We start from the raw sequence: 16,834 nt of genomic DNA, 5'->3' as shown, positions 1-16,834 counted from the left end.
CGATCGAATCCTGTCCTGTTAAACGCGGCGCTTTTTAGGCGGCCGGCAGCCATTGTGCGGGATCGGCGTCACATCGATGATGCTGGTGACCTTGAAACCCGCGCCGTTCAACGAACGGACGGCGGCTTCGCGCCCCGGGCCGGGGCCCTTGACGCGTACCTCGAGATTCTTGACGCCGTACTCGGCGGCCGCCTGTCCGGCACGCTCCGCCGCGACCTGCGCCGCGAACGGGGTGCTCTTGCGCGACCCCTTGAACCCGCTGCTCCCGGACGTGGCCCAGGACAAGACGTTGCCCTGCCGGTCCGAGATGGTGATGACCGTGTTGTTGAAGGTCGCGTAGACGTGCGCGATGCCGTCCGCGACGTTGCGCTTGGCCTTCGCCTTGCGGGATCGGGTGCTACTGCCGGTGGCTGTCGCCATAATCGTGTCCGTCTATCTTCGGTGGAAGCCGCCGTGGCGGCCGGTTGCCTGTTATGCGCCGGGGAGAGCGTACGCCCTAGCGGCGGATCGGCCGGCGCGGCCCCTTGCGGGTGCGCGCGTTGGTCCGGGTCCGCTGTCCCCGCACCGGAAGACCGCGCCGGTGGCGCAGCCCGCGATAGCAGCCGAGGTCCATCAGCCGCTTGATGTTCATCGACACCTCGCGCCGCAGGTCGCCCTCGATCGTGTACTTGCCCACTTCGGCCCGCAGCGCCTCGACCTCGCCCTCGGTGAGGTCCTTGATGCGGGTGTCGGGCGCCACGCTGGCGGCCTCGCAGATGCTGGCCGCCCGGGTCGGGCCCACGCCGTACAGCGCGGTCAGTGCGACCGCGGCATGCTTGTTGATCGGGAGATTGACTCCAGCGATTCGCGCCATTCGAACGTTCTCCCCGTCAGGGATTCCCTAGATTAAAGAATCAGTGTCGCTACCGGTGACCGGCGGAAACGGGAGGAAAACCGCCCGAAAAGCCGGCCAATATACCGTCCGCGCACGTCAAAATCAATGCCAATCGGCCAGACCCGTGTCTAGCCCTGGCGCTGCTTGTGCCGCGGATCGGTGGAACAGATCACCATGACCACGCCATGACGACGCACCACCTTGCAGTTGCGGCAAATCTTCTTGACCGATGCTCTGACTTTCATTTCCTAAAAACTCCGTGATTCGTGATCCGTGATCCGTGATTGGCAAGCCCACGAATCACCAATCACCAGTCACCAATCACATGCTTAACGCAGCATCCCGGCCTTGCCGTGGGACTTCAGGTTCGCCTTCTTCATCAGCCCTTCGTACTGATGCGACATCAGATGCGCCTGTAGCTGGGACATGAAGTCCATCACGACGACCACGATGATCAGCAGCGAGGTGCCGCCGAAGTAGAACGGCACGTTGTACTGCAGGATCAGTATCTCGGGCAGCAGGCACACGGCCGTGACGTAGGCGGCGCCGGCCACGGTCAGCCGCGTCAGCACCGTGTCGATGTAGTTCGCGGTCTGCATGCCGGGCCGCACGCCGGGGATGAAGGCACCCGACTTCTTCAGGTTCTCGGCCGTTTCCCGCGAATCGAACACCAGCGCGGTGTAGAAGAAGCAGAAGAAGACGATCATGAGCGAGTAGAACAGCACATACAGCGGCTGCCCCGGCGAGATCGCGTTGGCCACCCAGTTCGCGACCGTGCCGCCCTCGCCCAGGAACCGGATCAGGGTCGCGGGGAACAGGATGATGCTGGACGCGAAGATCGGCGGGATCACGCCCGACATGTTCAGCTTCAACGGCAGATGCTGGGTCTGTGCCGAGTACATACGGCGACCGCGCTGGCGCTGGGCGTGATGCACCGGTATCCGGCGCTGCGCCCGCTCGACGAAGACCACGAAGCCGGTCACCGCCAGCGCGCCCAGCAGCATCGCGACCGCGGTCACGGGATTCATCTCGCCGGTGCGCACCAGGTCCAGCGTGCCGCCCAGGGCGGAAGGCAGCCCGGAGACGATACTGGCGAAGATCAGCATCGAGATACCGTTGCCGATCCCGCGCTCGGTCACCTGCTCGCCCAGCCACATCAGGAACATGGCGCCGGTCGCGAGACAGATCGCCGTGGTGAAGATGAAGCCGTACTGCGTCAGCCCCGGCAGGGCGATCCCCTGATTCCATAGCGCGATGCCGGTGCCGATCGCCTGGAACGTCGCCAGGCCCAGGGCACCGTAGCGCGTGTACTGGGTGATCTTGCGGCGGCCGGCCTCGCCTTCCTTCTTCATCTCCTTGAGCGTCGGCACCGTGGCCGTCATCAACTGCATGATGATCGACGCGGAGATGTAGGGCATCACGCCCAGGGCGAAGATCGACAGGCGCTCCAGCGCACCGCCCGTGAACATCACGCCGAGGTCCAGGATGGTCCCCGACTGCTGCTCGAACATGCGCGCGAGCTGCTCCGGATCGATCCCGGGCACCGGGATGAAGGTGCCGATGCGGAACACGATCAGGGCGCCCAGCAGGAACAGCAGGCGCTGCCGCACCTCCGTCAGCTTGCCGGCATCCGGCAGCATGCCGGCCATGTTGGGCTGACCCCGCGCCATGGCCTAGCCGTTCTCCACGGAGCCGCCGGCGGCCTCGATCGCCTTGACCGCGCCGGCGCTGGCGGCGACGCCCTTCAGGTTGACCGCGGACTCGATCTTGCCCGAGGCGATCACCTTGGCACGCGCCGCGTCGCGCGGCACGATCTTGGCCTGCTTCAGCGCCATCAGATCGACATCGCCGGACAGGCGGCCGAGCGAATCCAGCCGCACCTCCGCGGCCTGCGGGGTGACCGAGCGGAAACCTCGCTTGGGCACGCGCCGCTGCAGCGGCATCTGGCCGCCCTCGAAGCCGACCTTGTGATAGCCGCCCGAGCGCGACTTCTGGCCCTTGTGGCCGCGGCCGGCGGTCTTGCCCAGGCCGGAACCGGGGCCGCGACCGACGCGCTTGGCCGACTTGCGGGCACCTTCGCCGGGATGTAGGTCATTCAAACGCATGATAAAGCCTCAAATTAACCACAGAGACACGGAGGCACAGGGACAATGACAAAAAAGATGATCAGGCCTGCGTCGTAATCAGCAGTTTTCTCTCTGTGCCACTGTGCCTCTGTGGTTCATTTTCATTTAAACCTTTTCGACGTTGAGCAGGTAGCTCACCTTGTTCACCATGCCCAGGTTCTCGGGCGTGGCGTCGACGGTCACGCTGTGATGCATGCGCCGCAGGCCGAGCCCGCGCACGCAGGCCTGGTGCCTGGCCAACCGCCCGGCGGGGCTTTTGACCAGGGTCAGCTTCAGTCGTTCGGTCTTGCTCTTGGCCATGATCGCTTTCCCTAGGCGGAGACGAGCTCGTCGACGCTCTTGCCGCGCTTGGCGGCGATGTAGTGCGGATCGTGCATTTCGCTCAGGGCGTTCACGGTCGCGCGAACCACGTTGATCGGGTTGCGCGAGCCGTAGCTCTTCGCGAGCACGTTGCCCACACCGGCCACTTCCAGCACCGCGCGCATGCCGCCGCCGGCGATCACGCCGGTACCGTCGGAGGCCGGCCGCATGATCACCTTGGTGGCGCCATGCCGGCCGACGGTCTCGTGCTGGATGGTGTTGCCGGCGAGCTGCACCGATACCATGTTCTTGCGCGCGGCCTCCATCGCCTTCTGGATGGCCAGCGGCACCTCGCGTGCCTTGCCGTAGCCGAAGCCCACGCGGCCCTCGCCGTCGCCGACCACGGTCAGCGCGGTGAAGCCGAACTGACGGCCGCCCTTGACCACCTTGGCGACGCGATTGACGGCGACGAGCTTCTCGAGCAGATCGCCTTCGGTACGTTCCACCTTTGCCATAACTATCTCGGTGATTGGTGATTGGTGATTCGTGATTGGTCAGAAAGGTGGCCGGCAGGCCCAGTCACCAGTCACAGATCACGAATCACGTTCATTAAAACTTGAGTCCGTTCTCGCGTGCGGCGTCGGCCAGGGCCTTGACGCGCCCGTGATAGGCGAAGCCGGAGCGGTCGAAGGCCACTTCCTCGATACCCGCGGCCTTCGCCTTCTCGGCGATCGCCTTGCCCACGGCGGCGGCGGCCTCGGCATTGCCCGTGCTGCCGACCGCCTCGCGCAGCGATTTCTCCACGGTCGAGGCGGTCACCAGGGTGCTGCCGCCGTCCGGCGTCAGGATCTGGGCGTAAATGTGCCGCGGCGTACGGTGCACCGCGAGGCGGTGCGCTCCCAGCTCCCGGATCTTCATCCGGGTGCGGCGCGCGCGGCGCAAACGTTGAATCTGTTTCCTGTGCATCGTCGTGACCTTTCCGATGTATGTCGGCGTGCGTTACTTCTTCTTCGCTTCCTTGCGGATGATGCGCTCGTCGGCGTAGCGCACGCCCTTGCCCTTGTACGGCTCCGGCGGCCGGAAGGCGCGGATCTCCGCCGCGGCCTGACCCACCACCTGCTTGTCGGCACCCTTGACCAGGATTTCGGTCTGGCTGGGCGTCTCGACGGTCACGCCGTCCGGCACGGCGTAGTCGATCGGGTGCGAGAAGCCCAGCGAGAGGTTCAGCTTCTGGCCCTGCGCCTGGGCGCGGTAGCCGACGCCGACCAACTCGAGCTTGCGCTCGAAGCCCTCGGTGACACCGTGCACCATGTTGGCGACGATGGCGCGCACGGTCCCGGCCATGGCCAGGTTCTTCTCGCGGCCGGTGGGCTCGGCCCGGGCCACGCCCTCCTCGACCTTGAGGTCCACGCCATCGGGCAGGTCGAACGACAGCTCGCCGTTCTTGCCCTTGACCCGCACCGCGCGCGCCGCCACGGCGATCTCGACGCCGCTGGGAATCTCTACCGGTGCCTTTGCGACTCTGGACATAGTTAAAAACCTCTTACGCGACCGTGCACAGCACTTCGCCGCCGTGACCGGCCGCGCGCGCCGCGCTGTCCGTCATGACCCCGTGCGAGGTGGAGACGATCGCCACGCCGAGCCCGCCGACCACGGTCGGCAGATCGTTCTTGCCGCGGTAGACCCGCAGTCCCGGCTTGCTGACACGCTCCAGCCGCTCGATCACCGGCCGGCCCTGGAAGTACTTGAGCACCACCTGCAGGCGCGGCTTGCCGTCGACTTCCGTCACCCGGTAGTCGGCGATGTAGCCCTCGTCCTTGAGCACCTCGGCGATCGCCACCTTGAGCTTGGACGACGGCATCTCGACCTGGTCCTTCTCGGCCGACTGCCCGTTCCGGATGCGGGTGAGCATGTCGGCGATGGGGTCAGTCATACTCATATATCGATACCCACGCTGTACGTTTGCGACACGACGGTTACCAGCTGGACTTCACCAGCCCGGGGATTTCGCCGCGCATGGCGGCCTCGCGCAGCTTGTTGCGCGCCAGACCGAATTTCCGGTAATAGCCGCGCGGACGACCGGTCGCCTCGCAGCGATTCCGCAGCCGCGCCGGAGACGCGTCCCGCGGTAGCCGCTGCAGTTCCTGGACCGCCGCGTAGCGCTCCTCCATGGTCGCCTCGGGATCGCGAATGCGCTCCTTGAGCTCCGCGCGCTTGGCGGCGTACTTCGCCACCGTCTCCGCGCGCTTCTTCTCGCGTGCGATCATGCTTTTCTTTGCCATAACTCGTTACTCGCGTTTACTTGCGGAACGGGAAGTTGAAGCCTTCCAACAGCGCCCGTCCCTCTTCGTCGTTCCGGGCCGACGTGGTGATCACGATGTCCATGCCCCGCAGGACATCGACCTTGTCGTAGTCGATCTCCGGGAACACGATCTGCTCCTTGACGCCGAGGCTGTAGTTGCCGCGGCCGTCGAACGCCCGCGGGTTGAGCCCGCGGAAATCGCGGATGCGCGGCAGCGACACGTTCACCAGCCGGTCCAGGAACTCGTACATGCGACCACGGCGGAGGGTGACCTTGCAGCCGATCGGCCAGCCCTCGCGGATCTTGAACCCGGCTTCGGACTTGCGCGCACGCGTCATCACCGGCTGCTGACCGGCGATGGCCGCCATGTCCTGCATGGCGTGGTCGATGACCTTGCGGTCGGCCACGGCCTCGCCGACGCCCATGTTGAGCGTGATCTTGACCACGCGCGGCACGGCCATCGGGCTGGAGTAGCCGAAGCGCTCCATCAGCGCCGGCACGATCCGCTCGCGATACTCGGCCTTCAGCCGCGCGGTCTCGGGTGTGTTTTCCGTCATAGCTTCGCCCATGGTTACGCGTCGACGACTTCACCGGTGGATTTGTAGTAGCGCACCTTGCGCCGGTCGCCGCCCTCGCCGAGGTACTTGAAGCCCACGCGCTCGCCGCGGCCGCTGTCCGGGTTGTACAACATCACATTCGAGATATGCAGCGGCATTTCCCGTTCTTCGATGCCGCCGGCGATTCCCTGGTTGGGATCGGCCTTCACGTGCTTCTTGGCCAGGTTCAGACCCTCGACCACCACGCGGTCGTCGTCGCGGACCCGGAGCACGGTGCCACGCCGGCCCTTGTCCTTGCCGGCGATGATCACGACCTCGTCGCCCTTTCGGATTCTCTGCATCGCCATGACTAGAGCACCTCGGGAGCCAGCGAAATGATGCGCATGAACTTCTCGCGCAATTCGCGCGTCACCGGACCGAAAATACGGGTGCCGACCGGCTCGTTCTGGTTGTTGAGCAGAACCGCCGCGTTATTGTCGAAGCGGATCAGCGAGCCGTCCGAACGCCGGATGCCGCGCCGGGTGCGCACCACCACCGCCTTGAGCACGTCGCCCTTCTTGACGCGGCCGCGCGGGATGGCGTCCTTCACCGTGACCTTGATGATGTCGCCCACGCGTGCGTAACGGCGGTGCGAGCCGCCCAGCACCTTGATGCACTGGACCCGGCGCGCGCCACTGTTGTCCGCCGCGTTGAGTACCGTTTCAGTCTGGATCATCGCCTTTGATTCCTCAGCCCGTCGTCTCGAGCTCGCCGGCGGCCTCGACCACCCGGACCAAGCGCCAGGACTTGCTCTTGGAGATCGGACGGCACTCCGCGATCTCGACGAAATCGCCGGGATTGCACTCGTTGTTCTCGTCGTGCGCCACGATCTTGGTCGTGCGCCGAACGTACTTGCCGTACAGCTCGTGCTTCACGCGCCGCTCGACCGCCACCACGATGGACTTGTCCATCTTGTTGCCGATGACGTGACCCGCCAGCACCCGCTGGTTCGTGGCCGCCTGCTGCTCGCTGTTCTGCTCGCTCATGCCGAATCACCCTGCTGCTCGCCGAGCACGGTCTTGACCCGTGCGATGTTGCGGCGCACTTCCCGGAACTGATGCGACCCCGCCAACTGGCCGGTCGCCGCCTGCATGCGCAGGTTGAACTGCTCTCGCCGCAGTTCCAGCAGTTCCTTGCGGAGCTCGTCCGCCGATTTCTTTCTGAGTTCAGCCGCTTTCATGCCGTCTTCCTCAAAGAATCTTGCGGTCCACGAAGGCACAACGGACCGGCAGCTTCGCGGCGGCCAGCCGGAAGGCTTCCTGCGCGACTTCGCGCGGCACGCCTTCCATCTCGTAGAGCATGCGTCCGGGCTGCACCTTGGCCACCCAGTACTCCACGTTGCCCTTGCCCTTGCCCATGCGGACCTCGATGGGCTTCTTGGTCACCGGCACATCCGGGAACACGCGGATCCAGATCTTGCCGCCGCGCTTGATGTGGCGCGTCATCGCACGCCGCGCGGCCTCGATCTGGCGCGCGGTCACGCGGCCGCGGTCGACGGCCTTGAGGCCGTACTCGCCGAAGCTGACCTGGTTGGCGCGCTGCGCCATACCGCGGTTGCGGCCCTTCTGCTGCTTGCGAAACTTGGTGCGCTTGGGTTGCAACATGTCGTATCAACCTTGTGCCGGGGCTTCGGCCGCCTCGGCTTTCTCCGCCACGGCCGCCTTCTTGTCCGCCTCGAAAACCTCGCCCTTGAAGATCCAGACCTTGACGCCGATGACGCCGTAGGTGGTCTTGGCCTCGGCGACGCCATAGTCGATGTCGGCGCGCAGGGTGTGCAGCGGCACGCGGCCGTCGCGATACCACTCGGAGCGCGCGATCTCGGCGCCGTTCAAACGGCCCGCCACGTTCACGCGGATACCGCCGGCACCCAGGCGCATGGCGTTGCCGACCGCGCGCTTCATCGCGCGCCGGAACATGATCCGGCGCTCGAGCTGCTGCGCGATGTTCTCGGCGACCAATCGTGCGTCCAGCTCGGGCTTGCGGATTTCCTCGACCGACAGATGGACGGGCACGCCCATCTTGCGCGACACCTCGGTGCGCAGCTTGTCGATGTCCTCGCCCTTCTTGCCGATCACGATGCCCGGCCGCGCCGTATGGATCGTGATCCGCGCCGAACGCGCCGGACGATCAATCTGGATGCGGCTGACCGAGGCGTGCGAGAGCTTCTCGCGAATGAAATCGCGCACCTCGAGGTCCGTGTTCAGCGTATCGCGGTAACCGCGGTTCTCCGCGTACCAGCGCGAGCTCCACTCGGTGGTGACGCCGAGCCGGAAGCCGGTTGGATGGACTTTATGACCCATAGCTGCCTCGTTACTTGTCCGCCACGCGAATCGTGACGTGGCTGGTGCGCTTGAAAATGCGGTCGGCGCGCCCGCGCGCCCGCGGCTTGATCCGCTTGAGGGTCGGCCCCTCGTCGACCATGATCTCGCTCACCTTCAGTTCATCCACGTCCGCGCCGTCGTTGTGCTCCGCGTTGGCGATCGCCGACTCCAGCACCTTGTGCAGGATGCGGGCACCCTTGCGGGGCGAGAACTGCAGCAGCTCCAGGGCACGCTCGACCGGCAGACCGCGAACCTGGTCGGCGACCAGGCGCGCCTTCTGCGGCGAGATACGCGCGAAACGCAGTTTTGCGACTGTCTCGGTACTCATGGTGCTAGCCCTTGCGATCCCCGACGTGGCCCTTGAAGGTCCGGGTGGGTGCGAACTCACCCAGCTTGTGGCCGACCATGTTCTCGGACACGAAGACGGGCACGTGCTGACGGCCGTTGTGCACGGCGATGGTCAGGCCCACCATGTCGGGCGTGATCATCGACCGGCGCGACCAGGTCTTGATCGGACGCTTGGTCTGGGCACCCTCGGTCGCCGCCACCTTGCGTGCAAGGTGCAGATCGACAAACGGCCCTTTCTTGATCGAACGCGGCATTGACTGCTCCGCTGCTGACTCGTTTAACGCTTCTTACGCTTGCCGCGCCGCCGCACGATCATGTCGTCCGTGCGCTTGTTGGCGCGGGTCTTGTAACCCTTCGTCTTCCAGCCCCACGGGCTCGACGGGTGCCGGCCGCCGCTGGTGCGGCCCTCGCCGCCGCCATGCGGGTGATCCACCGGGTTCATGGCCACGCCGCGCACCGTCGGCCGACGGCCGCGCCAGCGCTTGGCGCCGGCCTTGCCCAGCGAACGCAGGTTGTGCTCGTCGTTGCCGACCTCGCCCACCGTGGCCTTGCAGCCGGCATACACCCGGCGCATCTCGCCGCTGCGCAGGCGCAGCGTGGCGTAATCGCCCTCGCGCGCCACGAGCTGGGCGGCGGCACCCGCGCTGCGCGCGAGCTGCGCGCCCTTGCCCGGCCGCATCTCGACGCAGTGCACCGTGGTGCCGACCGGGATGCTGCGCAGGCTGAGCGCATTACCCGCGCGAATCGGCGATTCGTTGCCGGTCTGCACGGGATCGCCCGCCTTCAGGCCCTTGGGCGCGATGATGTAGCGACGCTCACCGTCGGCATACAGCAGCAGGGCGATATTCGCGCTGCGGTTCGGGTCGTACTCCAGGCGCTCGACCTTGGCGGGCACGCCCTCCTTGTCGCGCTTGAAGTCGACCAGACGGTAGCGCTGCTTGTGGCCGCCGCCGCGATGACGCGTGCTGATCCGGCCCGTATTGTTGCGGCCGCCGGTCTTGCTCTTCTTGGCGACCAGCCCCGGATACGGCTTGCCCTTGTGCAGGTCGGCGTTTTCCACGCCGACCACGAAACGGCGACCCGGCGATGTCGGTCTGGCTTTCTTGAGTGCCATGTCTGTTCGCTCCCGTTATTCCGCGGCGCCGCCGAGGAAATCCAGCTCCTCGCCCTCGGCAAGCGAGACGTAGGCCTTCTTCCAGCCGGAACGCTTGCCCGGGCGGCCGCGAAAACGCTTGATCTTGCCCTTGACGTTGAGCGTGGTGACGCCCGTCACCTTGACCTTGAACAACTGCTCGACGGCAGCCTTGATCTCGTGCTTCGCGGCGTCCGGCGCGACCTCGAACACGACCTGGTTGTCGCTGTCGGCGACGATGGTCGACTTCTCCGAGACGTGCGGCGCGCGCAGCACCTGCAGCAGCCTTTCCTGATTCACGACAGCCACTCCTCGATCTTCTGCAGCGCATCCACGGTCACGACGACCTTCTCGGCCCCGACCAGCGAGACCGGATCCAGCCCCGCGACATCGGCGACCTCCAGGTACGGCACGTTGTTCGCGGCGTACTCGAGGTCGATGTTGCGCTCGGCGACCACGATCAGGCCCTTGTGCCCGACACCCAGGTCGTCGAGCTGCTTGAGCAGCGCCTTGGTCTTGCGCTCCGGCACCGCCAGATCCTTGACCACCACCAGACGCTCCTGGCGCAGAAGCTCGCTCAGGATCGAGCGCAGCGCGCCACGGTACATCTTGCGATTGACCTTCTGGCCGTAATCACGCGGCGACGCCGCGAAGATCTTGCCGCCACCGGTCCACAGCGGGCTGCGGATGGTGCCGGCACGCGCCCGGCCCGTGCCCTTCTGGCGCCACGGCTTCTTGCCGCCGCCGCGCACCTGGGCGCGCGTCTTCTGGGCCTTGGTGCCCGCCCGGCCGGCGGCCAGATAGGCCGTGACCACCTGATGCACCAGCGCCGGCTTGAAATCGGCGCCGAAGGTGGCGTCCGACACCTTCACACCGCTGGATTCTTTGGCTACCGCGAGTTCCATAATCGTCTCTTCGTCTTACCGCGCCTGCTTGACCGCCGGCCGGATGATCAGGTCCGCACCCTTGGCGCCCGGCACACCGCCCCGGATCAGGAGCAGGTTGCGCTCGGGATCCACGCGCACGACCTCGAGGTTCTGCACCGTGGTCCGGGCGTTGCCGAGATGACCGGACATCTTCTTGCCCTTGAAGACGTGACCCGGGGTCTGGTTCTGGCCGATGGAGCCGGGCGCGCGATGCGCCTTGGAGTTACCGTGCGTGGTCCGCTGCGAACGGAAGTTGTGACGCTTGATCACACCGGCGTAACCCTTGCCGATGGAGCGGCCGGTCACATCCACGACCTGGCCGGCCTCGAACAGATCCACCTTGAGCTCGTCACCGATACCCAGCTCGACTTCCTCGAACTGCGGCTCCGCGTCCTCGCCCTCGGCTTCCGCCTCGGCGGCGACGGCGCGCTTGACCTTGGGCAGCTCGTCGCCCTCGACACGGAATTCCCAGAGCCCGCGACCGGCCTCGACACCGGCCTTCTTGTAATGGCCCGCCAGCGGCTTGGTCACGCGCGACGGCTTGCGCTCGCCCGCGGTCACCTGGATCGCGCGATAGCCATCGGTCTCCGGCGCCTTGATCTGGGTGACGCGATTCGGCGACACCTCGACCACGGTCACCGGCACCGCCACGCCGTCGTCGGTGAACACGCGCGTCATGCCGCGCTTGCGGCCAACAAGTCCGATACTCATCTGAAACACCTTCTTGCTTATCGCCACTCGCTAGCGGGGGCGACAGTTCAAGTTGTTGGAGAGGTCCGTTTACGCGGGGGCGCTGTCGCGCCCGGTGACGATCCGGCCAGAAGGCCCGGACCGCCGATCACCTCTTCATTGCAATTTGATCTGCACGTCGACACCCGCCGCCAGGTCCAGCTTCATCAGGGCGTCCACGGTCTTCTCGGTCGGCTCGACGATATCCATCATCCGCTTGTGGGTGCGGATCTCGTACTGGTCGCGCGCGTCCTTGTTGACGTGCGGCGATACCAGCACGGTGTACCGCTCCTTCTTGGTCGGCAGCGGGATGGGACCGTGGACCTGGGCGCCGGTGCGCTTGGCGGTCTCGACGATCTCCCGCGCGGACTTGTCGATCAGACGATGATCGAAAGCCTTGAGCCGGATGCGGATATTTTGACTCGTCGCCATTTGAATTCCGTGATTCCTGAGCAGTGGCCTGTCCGGCCCTCGGGGCCGGCCGGCGTCACGTTGCCGTAACTTTCCGCACCCACCGAAGGGGCGCGAATACTACCATATCTGCCGGCAGGCGCAAGCGCTGCCGGCCGTGATTCGTGACTGGTGATCCGTGATGCGCAGCTAGCGAGGCGATTCCCGCGAATCACCCATCACGAATCACCAGTCACCGTCTTACTCGGTGATCTTCGTCACCACGCCGGCACCCACGGTGCGGCCGCCCTCGCGGATCGCGAAGCGCAGGCCCTCTTCCATGGCGATCGCGTGGATCAGCTCCACGTTCATCGTCACGTTGTCGCCCGGCATCACCATCTCCACGTCCGCCGGCAGCTCGCAGGTGCCCGTCACGTCCGTCGTGCGGAAGTAGAACTGGGGACGATAGCCCTTGAAGAACGGCGTGTGGCGGCCGCCCTCTTCCTTCTTCAGCACGTACACCTCGCACTCGAACTTCGTGTGCGGGGTGATGCTGCCCGGCTTCGCCAGAACCTGGCCGCGCTCGATGTCCTCGCGCTTCACACCACGCAGCAGCACGCCGATGTTGTCACCCGCCTGACCCTCGTCAAGCAGCTTGCGGAACATCTCCACGCCCGTGACCGTGGTCTTGACCGTGTCCTTGATGCCGACGATCTCGATTTCCTCGCCCACCTTGACGATGCCGCGCTCCACGCGGCCCGTGGCCACCGTGCCGCGGCCCGAAATCGAGAATACGTCCTCCACCGGCATCAGGAAGTCGCCGTCCACCGCGCGCTCGGGCTCCGGAATGTACTCGTCCATCGCCCGAACCAGCTTGGCGATCGATTCGATCCCGTGCTCGCCCTCGTCGCCTTCCAGCGCCTTCAGCGCGCTGCCCACGATGATCGGCGTGTCGTCGCCGGGGAAATCATAGGCGTCCAGCAACTCCCGGACTTCCATCTCCACCAGCTCCAGAAGCTCCGGGTCGTCCACCATGTCCGCCTTGTTCAGGTAGACCACGATGAACGGCACACCCACCTGGCGCGCCAGAAGAATGTGCTCGCGCGTCTGCGGCATCGGACCGTCCGCCGCACTCACCACGAGAATCGCGCCGTCCATCTGCGCCGCACCCGTGATCATGTTCTTCACGTAGTCCGCGTGACCCGGGCAGTCCACGTGCGCGTAGTGGCGCTTCTCCGACTCGTACTCCACGTGCGCCGTCGCAATCGTGATGCCGCGCGCCTTCTCTTCCGGCGCGTTGTCAATCTGGTCGAAAGCTCGCGCCTCCGATCCAAACAGCTTGTTCGACACCACCGTCAACGCCGCCGTCAGCGTCGTCTTGCCATGGTCCACGTGACCAATCGTGCCCACGTTTACGTGCGGCTTGGTGCGCTCGAATTTTGCCTTGGACATTGCTGCTTGCCTTCGTCTGGTTAGTCGATCAAACCGGGCGCGCTAGCGTTGCCACGCCCATGTGAGTCGTAATTCCGTTCGCTCGCTCGTTCGTGCCGGCGAATGGCGGGTTCGACTCGCGAACCCCCGATCCCCGTCACGCACTCTCGGGCTGTTTCTGGATCAGGGTCTCGGCGACACTGTTGGGCGCCTCCGAGTACTTCTCGAATTGCATGGTGTAGGTCGCGCGACCCTGGCTCATGGAACGCAGGTCGGTGGCGTAGCCGAACATCTCGGACAACGGCACTTCGGCGGACAGCACCTTGCCGGCCGGACCGTCACCCATGTGCTTGATGGTGCCGCGGCGGCGGTTGAGGTCGCCCATGACGTCGCCCATGTACTCCTCGGGCGTGACCACCTCGACGTCCATCATCGGCTCCAGGATCACCGGCGAGGCCTTGCGGGCGCCCTCGCGGAAAGCCATCGAGCCCGCGATCTTGAAGGCGGTCTCGTTGGAATCCACGTCGTGATACGAGCCGTCGTACAGGGTGACCTTGACATCGACCATCGGATAGCCGGCCATCACGCCGTTGTCCATGGCCTCGCGCACGCCCTTGTCCACCGCGCCGACGTATTCCTTGGGCACCACGCCGCCCACGATCTTGTTGATGAACTCGTAGCCGGCGCCGGCCTCTTCCTGGGGCTCGATCTCGAGCCAGACGTGGCCGTACTGACCGCGGCCGCCGGACTGGCGCACGAACTTGCCTTCCTGCTTGACCGGCTGGCGGATGGTCTCGCGGTAGGCCACCTGGGGCGCGCCCACGTTGGCCTCGACCTTGAACTCGCGCTTCATGCGGTCGACGATGATCTCCAGGTGCAGCTCACCCATGCCGGAGATGATGGTCTGGCCGGACTCCTCGTCCGTGCGCACACGGAAGGACGGGTCCTCCTGCGCCAGCTTGCCCAGCGCCATGCCCATCTTTTCCTGGTCGGACTTGGTCTTGGGCTCGACCGCCACGGAGATCACCGGCTCCGGGAACTCCATGCGCTCGAGGATGACCGGCGAGTCCAGCGCGCACAGGGTGTAACCCGTGGTCACACTCTTGAGGCCCACCACCGCGGCGATATCGCCGGCGCGGACTTCCTTGATCTCCTCGCGGGAGTTCGAGTGCATCTGCAACAGGCGGCCGATGCGCTCCTTCTTGCCGTCGATCGGGTTGTAGATCGAATCGCCGGAGGACAGCACGCCCGAGTAGACCCGGATAAAGGCCAGCGAACCCACGAAGGGGTCGGTGGCGATCTTGAACACCAGCGCCGAGAACGGCTCGTCGTCCGTGGCGTGGCGCTCGATCGGCTTGTCCTCGTCGTTGGCGTCCACGCCGCGGATCGCCGGCACGTCCACCGGCGACGGCAGGTAGTCGATGACGGCATCGAGCAGCGCCTGCACGCCCTTGTTCTTGAAGGCCGTGCCGCACAGGCACAGGCAGATCTCCGTGGAGAGCACCCGCTGGCGCAGGCCGGCCTTGATCTCGTCGTCGGTCAGTTCGCCGCCGCCGAGGTACTTGTCCATCAACTCTTCATTGGCCTCGGCCGCCGCCTCGATCATCTCCTCGCGGTACTTCTGGGCATCCGCCTTGAGATTGTCGGGGATCTCGCGCGCCTCGAAGGTCTGGCCGAAGTCTTCCTGGTTCCAGTAGATCGCCTGCATGCGCATCAGGTCGACCACGCCCTCGAACTCGTCCTCGGCGCCGATCGGCAACTGGATCGAGACGGGCTTGGTGCCCAGGCGCTCGCTGATCATGTCCACGCAGCGATAGTAGTCGGCGCCCAGCTTGTCCATCTTGTTGACGAACACCATCCGCGGCACGTGGTACTTGTTCGCCTGCCGCCAGACGGTCTCGGTCTGCGGCTCCACGCCGGCGTTGGCGTCGAGCACGCACACGGCGCCGTCGAGCACCCGCAGCGAGCGCTCCACCTCGATGGTGAAGTCCACGTGGCCCGGGGTGTCGATGATGTTGACCCGGTACTGCTCCGGGTACTGCTGCTCCATGCCCTGCCAGAAACAGGTGGTGGCGGCCGAGGTGATGGTGATGCCGCGCTCCTGCTCCTGCGCCATCCAGTCCATCACGGCGGCGCCGTCGTGCACCTCGCCCATCTTGTGGGAGATGCCGGTGTAATAGAGGATGCGCTCGGTCGTGGTGGTCTTGCCGGCATCGATGTGAGCCATGATGCCGATGTTGCGATAGCGCTCGATGGGATGCTTGCGGGCCATGAGAGTCGTCTCAAACGTCGTAAATTGGGGCCGCTACCAGCGGAAATGCGAGAAGGCCTTGTTGGCCTCCGCCATGCGGTGCGTGTCCTCGCGCTTCTTGACCGCGGCGCCGCGATACTCGGCGGCGTCCAGCAGCTCGCCGGCGAGGCGGTCGGCCATGGAGTGCTCGCCGCGCTTGCGGGCGGCGTCGATCACCCAGCGCATGGCCAGGGTGGTACGGCGCACGGCGCGCACCTCGACCGGCACCTGGTAGGTGGCACCGCCGACGCGGCGCGACTTCACCTCGACCGCGGGGCGCACGTTGTCCAGCGCCTGCTCGAGGACCTCCAGCGGGTCGTCGGTCTTCTTGCGCTCGGCGATCTTGGCCAGGGCGCCGTAGACGATGGCCTCGGCCTTCGATTTCTTGCCGTGGCTCATGATCATGTTCATGAACTTGGCGAGAAGATCGCTGTGGAACTTCGGATCGGGAAGGATTTCCCGCTTCGGGGCGGCGGCGCGTCGGGACATGGGCTATCTCCTTACGACTTCGGCTTCTTGGCGCCGTACTTGGAACGGCCTTGACGCCGGGCCTCCACGCCGGAGGCGTCCAGGGCGCCGCGCACGGTGTGGTAGCGAACACCGGGCAGGTCCTTCACACGACCGCCGCGGATCAGCACCACCGAGTGCTCCTGGAGGTTGTGCCCCTCACCGCCGATGTAACTCGTGACCTCGTAGCCGTTGGTCAGACGCACGCGCGCCACCTTCCGGAGGGCCGAGTTCGGCTTCTTCGGCGTGGTCGTATACACACGGGTGCATACGCCCCGGCGCTGCGGACAGCCCTGCAGCGCGGGAACGCTGTTTTTCTCCGGCTTGTCCTTGCGGCCCTTGCGGACCAACTGATTAACCGTAGCCACTGTTCGCTAAAACCTTGTTTCCAGTAATAAAATGGCAGGCCGAAACGGGCCGGCCTGCCGCGGTGAGGCGGCGGATATTAAAGTGCCGGCCGCTTCGTGTCAAGGCGCGCGCCCTCGGCGCACGTCTGTTTCGTGTGTCGCGTTTCATGCCTCATGTGCCGCCCTCGACCTCGTGACGGTCGCGACCGTCCGTC

29 protein-coding genes are annotated in these 16,834 nt (G+C 65.7%); all 29 read right to left on the bottom strand.

What is annotated here, in order from left to right; genetic code table 11:
* Positions 1–18: 18 nt before the first annotated feature.
* A complete protein-coding gene (gene rpsK / locus PC39_RS03325; RefSeq protein WP_353251939.1) occupies positions 19–420 on the bottom strand; it encodes a 30S ribosomal protein S11 in 402 nt (133 codons plus the stop codon).
* A 76-nt stretch (positions 421–496) separates the two neighbouring features.
* Entirely contained in the window at positions 497–853 is a 357-nt protein-coding gene (gene rpsM / locus PC39_RS03320; protein WP_353251938.1) for a 30S ribosomal protein S13, read from the bottom strand.
* 149 nt (positions 854–1,002) lie between these two features.
* Positions 1,003–1,119: a 50S ribosomal protein L36 gene (gene rpmJ, locus PC39_RS03315; RefSeq protein ID WP_353251937.1), complete on the bottom strand. Its 117-nt coding sequence runs from the start codon at positions 1,117–1,119 to the stop codon at positions 1,003–1,005.
* A gap of 84 nt (positions 1,120–1,203) precedes the next feature.
* Positions 1,204–2,544, bottom strand: a complete 1,341-nt coding sequence (secY, locus tag PC39_RS03310; RefSeq protein WP_353251936.1) for a preprotein translocase subunit SecY — start codon at positions 2,542–2,544, stop codon at positions 1,204–1,206.
* A gap of 3 nt (positions 2,545–2,547) precedes the next feature.
* On the bottom strand, positions 2,548–2,979 hold the full coding sequence (gene rplO, locus PC39_RS03305; protein ID WP_353251935.1) for a 50S ribosomal protein L15: 432 nt from the start codon (positions 2,977–2,979) through the stop codon (positions 2,548–2,550).
* A gap of 126 nt (positions 2,980–3,105) precedes the next feature.
* On the bottom strand, positions 3,106–3,300 hold the full coding sequence (rpmD, locus tag PC39_RS03300) for a 50S ribosomal protein L30 (RefSeq protein ID WP_353251934.1): 195 nt from the start codon (positions 3,298–3,300) through the stop codon (positions 3,106–3,108).
* Between the two features lie 11 nt (positions 3,301–3,311).
* Complete coding sequence (rpsE, locus tag PC39_RS03295; RefSeq protein ID WP_353251933.1) at positions 3,312–3,815, bottom strand: 30S ribosomal protein S5; 504 nt, start codon at positions 3,813–3,815, stop codon at positions 3,312–3,314.
* Between the two features lie 94 nt (positions 3,816–3,909).
* Positions 3,910–4,266: a 50S ribosomal protein L18 gene (gene rplR / locus PC39_RS03290; RefSeq protein ID WP_353251932.1), complete on the bottom strand. Its 357-nt coding sequence runs from the start codon at positions 4,264–4,266 to the stop codon at positions 3,910–3,912.
* A gap of 33 nt (positions 4,267–4,299) precedes the next feature.
* Entirely contained in the window at positions 4,300–4,830 is a 531-nt protein-coding gene (rplF, locus tag PC39_RS03285; RefSeq protein ID WP_353251931.1) for a 50S ribosomal protein L6, read from the bottom strand.
* 13 nt (positions 4,831–4,843) lie between these two features.
* A complete protein-coding gene (gene rpsH / locus PC39_RS03280) occupies positions 4,844–5,239 on the bottom strand; it encodes a 30S ribosomal protein S8 (RefSeq protein WP_353251930.1) in 396 nt (131 codons plus the stop codon).
* 37 nt (positions 5,240–5,276) lie between these two features.
* Entirely contained in the window at positions 5,277–5,582 is a 306-nt protein-coding gene (rpsN, locus tag PC39_RS03275) for a 30S ribosomal protein S14 (RefSeq protein ID WP_353251929.1), read from the bottom strand.
* 16 nt (positions 5,583–5,598) lie between these two features.
* The gene (rplE, locus tag PC39_RS03270; RefSeq protein WP_353251928.1) at positions 5,599–6,159 is read right to left on the bottom strand and encodes a 50S ribosomal protein L5; all 561 of its coding nucleotides are present in this window, start codon (positions 6,157–6,159) and stop codon (positions 5,599–5,601) included.
* 14 nt (positions 6,160–6,173) lie between these two features.
* Positions 6,174–6,500 (bottom strand): 50S ribosomal protein L24, encoded by a 327-nt coding sequence (gene rplX, locus PC39_RS03265; RefSeq protein ID WP_353252043.1) that lies wholly within the window; start codon positions 6,498–6,500, stop codon positions 6,174–6,176.
* Positions 6,501–6,508: 8 nt separating this feature from the next.
* A complete protein-coding gene (gene rplN, locus PC39_RS03260) occupies positions 6,509–6,874 on the bottom strand; it encodes a 50S ribosomal protein L14 (RefSeq protein ID WP_353251927.1) in 366 nt (121 codons plus the stop codon).
* Positions 6,875–6,887: 13 nt separating this feature from the next.
* Positions 6,888–7,184 (bottom strand): 30S ribosomal protein S17, encoded by a 297-nt coding sequence (rpsQ, locus tag PC39_RS03255; RefSeq protein ID WP_353251926.1) that lies wholly within the window; start codon positions 7,182–7,184, stop codon positions 6,888–6,890.
* The gene (gene rpmC / locus PC39_RS03250; protein ID WP_353251925.1) at positions 7,181–7,378 is read right to left on the bottom strand and encodes a 50S ribosomal protein L29; all 198 of its coding nucleotides are present in this window, start codon (positions 7,376–7,378) and stop codon (positions 7,181–7,183) included. Before rpmC ends, rpsQ begins: the two co-directional genes overlap by 4 nt.
* 10 nt (positions 7,379–7,388) lie before the next feature.
* A complete protein-coding gene (rplP, locus tag PC39_RS03245; RefSeq protein ID WP_353251924.1) occupies positions 7,389–7,802 on the bottom strand; it encodes a 50S ribosomal protein L16 in 414 nt (137 codons plus the stop codon).
* A 6-nt stretch (positions 7,803–7,808) separates the two neighbouring features.
* Positions 7,809–8,498, bottom strand: coding sequence for a 30S ribosomal protein S3 (gene rpsC / locus PC39_RS03240; protein WP_353251923.1), 690 nt, complete (start codon positions 8,496–8,498; stop codon positions 7,809–7,811).
* 10 nt (positions 8,499–8,508) lie between these two features.
* Positions 8,509–8,847, bottom strand: a complete 339-nt coding sequence (rplV, locus tag PC39_RS03235; RefSeq protein ID WP_353251922.1) for a 50S ribosomal protein L22 — start codon at positions 8,845–8,847, stop codon at positions 8,509–8,511.
* Positions 8,848–8,851: 4 nt separating this feature from the next.
* On the bottom strand, positions 8,852–9,121 hold the full coding sequence (gene rpsS / locus PC39_RS03230; RefSeq protein WP_353251921.1) for a 30S ribosomal protein S19: 270 nt from the start codon (positions 9,119–9,121) through the stop codon (positions 8,852–8,854).
* 23 nt (positions 9,122–9,144) lie between these two features.
* A complete protein-coding gene (rplB, locus tag PC39_RS03225) occupies positions 9,145–9,981 on the bottom strand; it encodes a 50S ribosomal protein L2 (RefSeq protein ID WP_353251920.1) in 837 nt (278 codons plus the stop codon).
* A 15-nt stretch (positions 9,982–9,996) separates the two neighbouring features.
* Positions 9,997–10,299: a 50S ribosomal protein L23 gene (gene rplW / locus PC39_RS03220; protein WP_353251919.1), complete on the bottom strand. Its 303-nt coding sequence runs from the start codon at positions 10,297–10,299 to the stop codon at positions 9,997–9,999.
* Entirely contained in the window at positions 10,296–10,904 is a 609-nt protein-coding gene (rplD, locus tag PC39_RS03215) for a 50S ribosomal protein L4 (protein WP_353251918.1), read from the bottom strand. Before rplD ends, rplW begins: the two co-directional genes overlap by 4 nt.
* A 15-nt stretch (positions 10,905–10,919) precedes the next feature.
* Positions 10,920–11,636: a 50S ribosomal protein L3 gene (gene rplC / locus PC39_RS03210; protein WP_353251917.1), complete on the bottom strand. Its 717-nt coding sequence runs from the start codon at positions 11,634–11,636 to the stop codon at positions 10,920–10,922.
* Between the two features lie 135 nt (positions 11,637–11,771).
* Entirely contained in the window at positions 11,772–12,086 is a 315-nt protein-coding gene (gene rpsJ, locus PC39_RS03205; RefSeq protein ID WP_353251916.1) for a 30S ribosomal protein S10, read from the bottom strand.
* 219 nt (positions 12,087–12,305) lie between these two features.
* On the bottom strand, positions 12,306–13,496 hold the full coding sequence (gene tuf / locus PC39_RS03200; protein ID WP_353251904.1) for an elongation factor Tu: 1,191 nt from the start codon (positions 13,494–13,496) through the stop codon (positions 12,306–12,308).
* A gap of 136 nt (positions 13,497–13,632) precedes the next feature.
* The gene (gene fusA / locus PC39_RS03195; protein WP_353251915.1) at positions 13,633–15,747 is read right to left on the bottom strand and encodes an elongation factor G; all 2,115 of its coding nucleotides are present in this window, start codon (positions 15,745–15,747) and stop codon (positions 13,633–13,635) included.
* A 33-nt stretch (positions 15,748–15,780) separates the two neighbouring features.
* Positions 15,781–16,254 (bottom strand): 30S ribosomal protein S7, encoded by a 474-nt coding sequence (rpsG, locus tag PC39_RS03190; RefSeq protein ID WP_353251914.1) that lies wholly within the window; start codon positions 16,252–16,254, stop codon positions 15,781–15,783.
* Between the two features lie 11 nt (positions 16,255–16,265).
* Entirely contained in the window at positions 16,266–16,640 is a 375-nt protein-coding gene (gene rpsL, locus PC39_RS03185; protein ID WP_353251913.1) for a 30S ribosomal protein S12, read from the bottom strand.
* Between the last annotated feature and the right edge of the window lie 194 nt (positions 16,641–16,834).

The organism is Salinisphaera sp. PC39 (genome assembly GCF_040361335.1).
Classification (GTDB): Bacteria; Pseudomonadota; Gammaproteobacteria; order Nevskiales; family Salinisphaeraceae; genus APNM01.
Note: the sequence above shows the minus strand (reverse complement) of the source record. Positions and strands in the feature narration are given on the sequence as shown.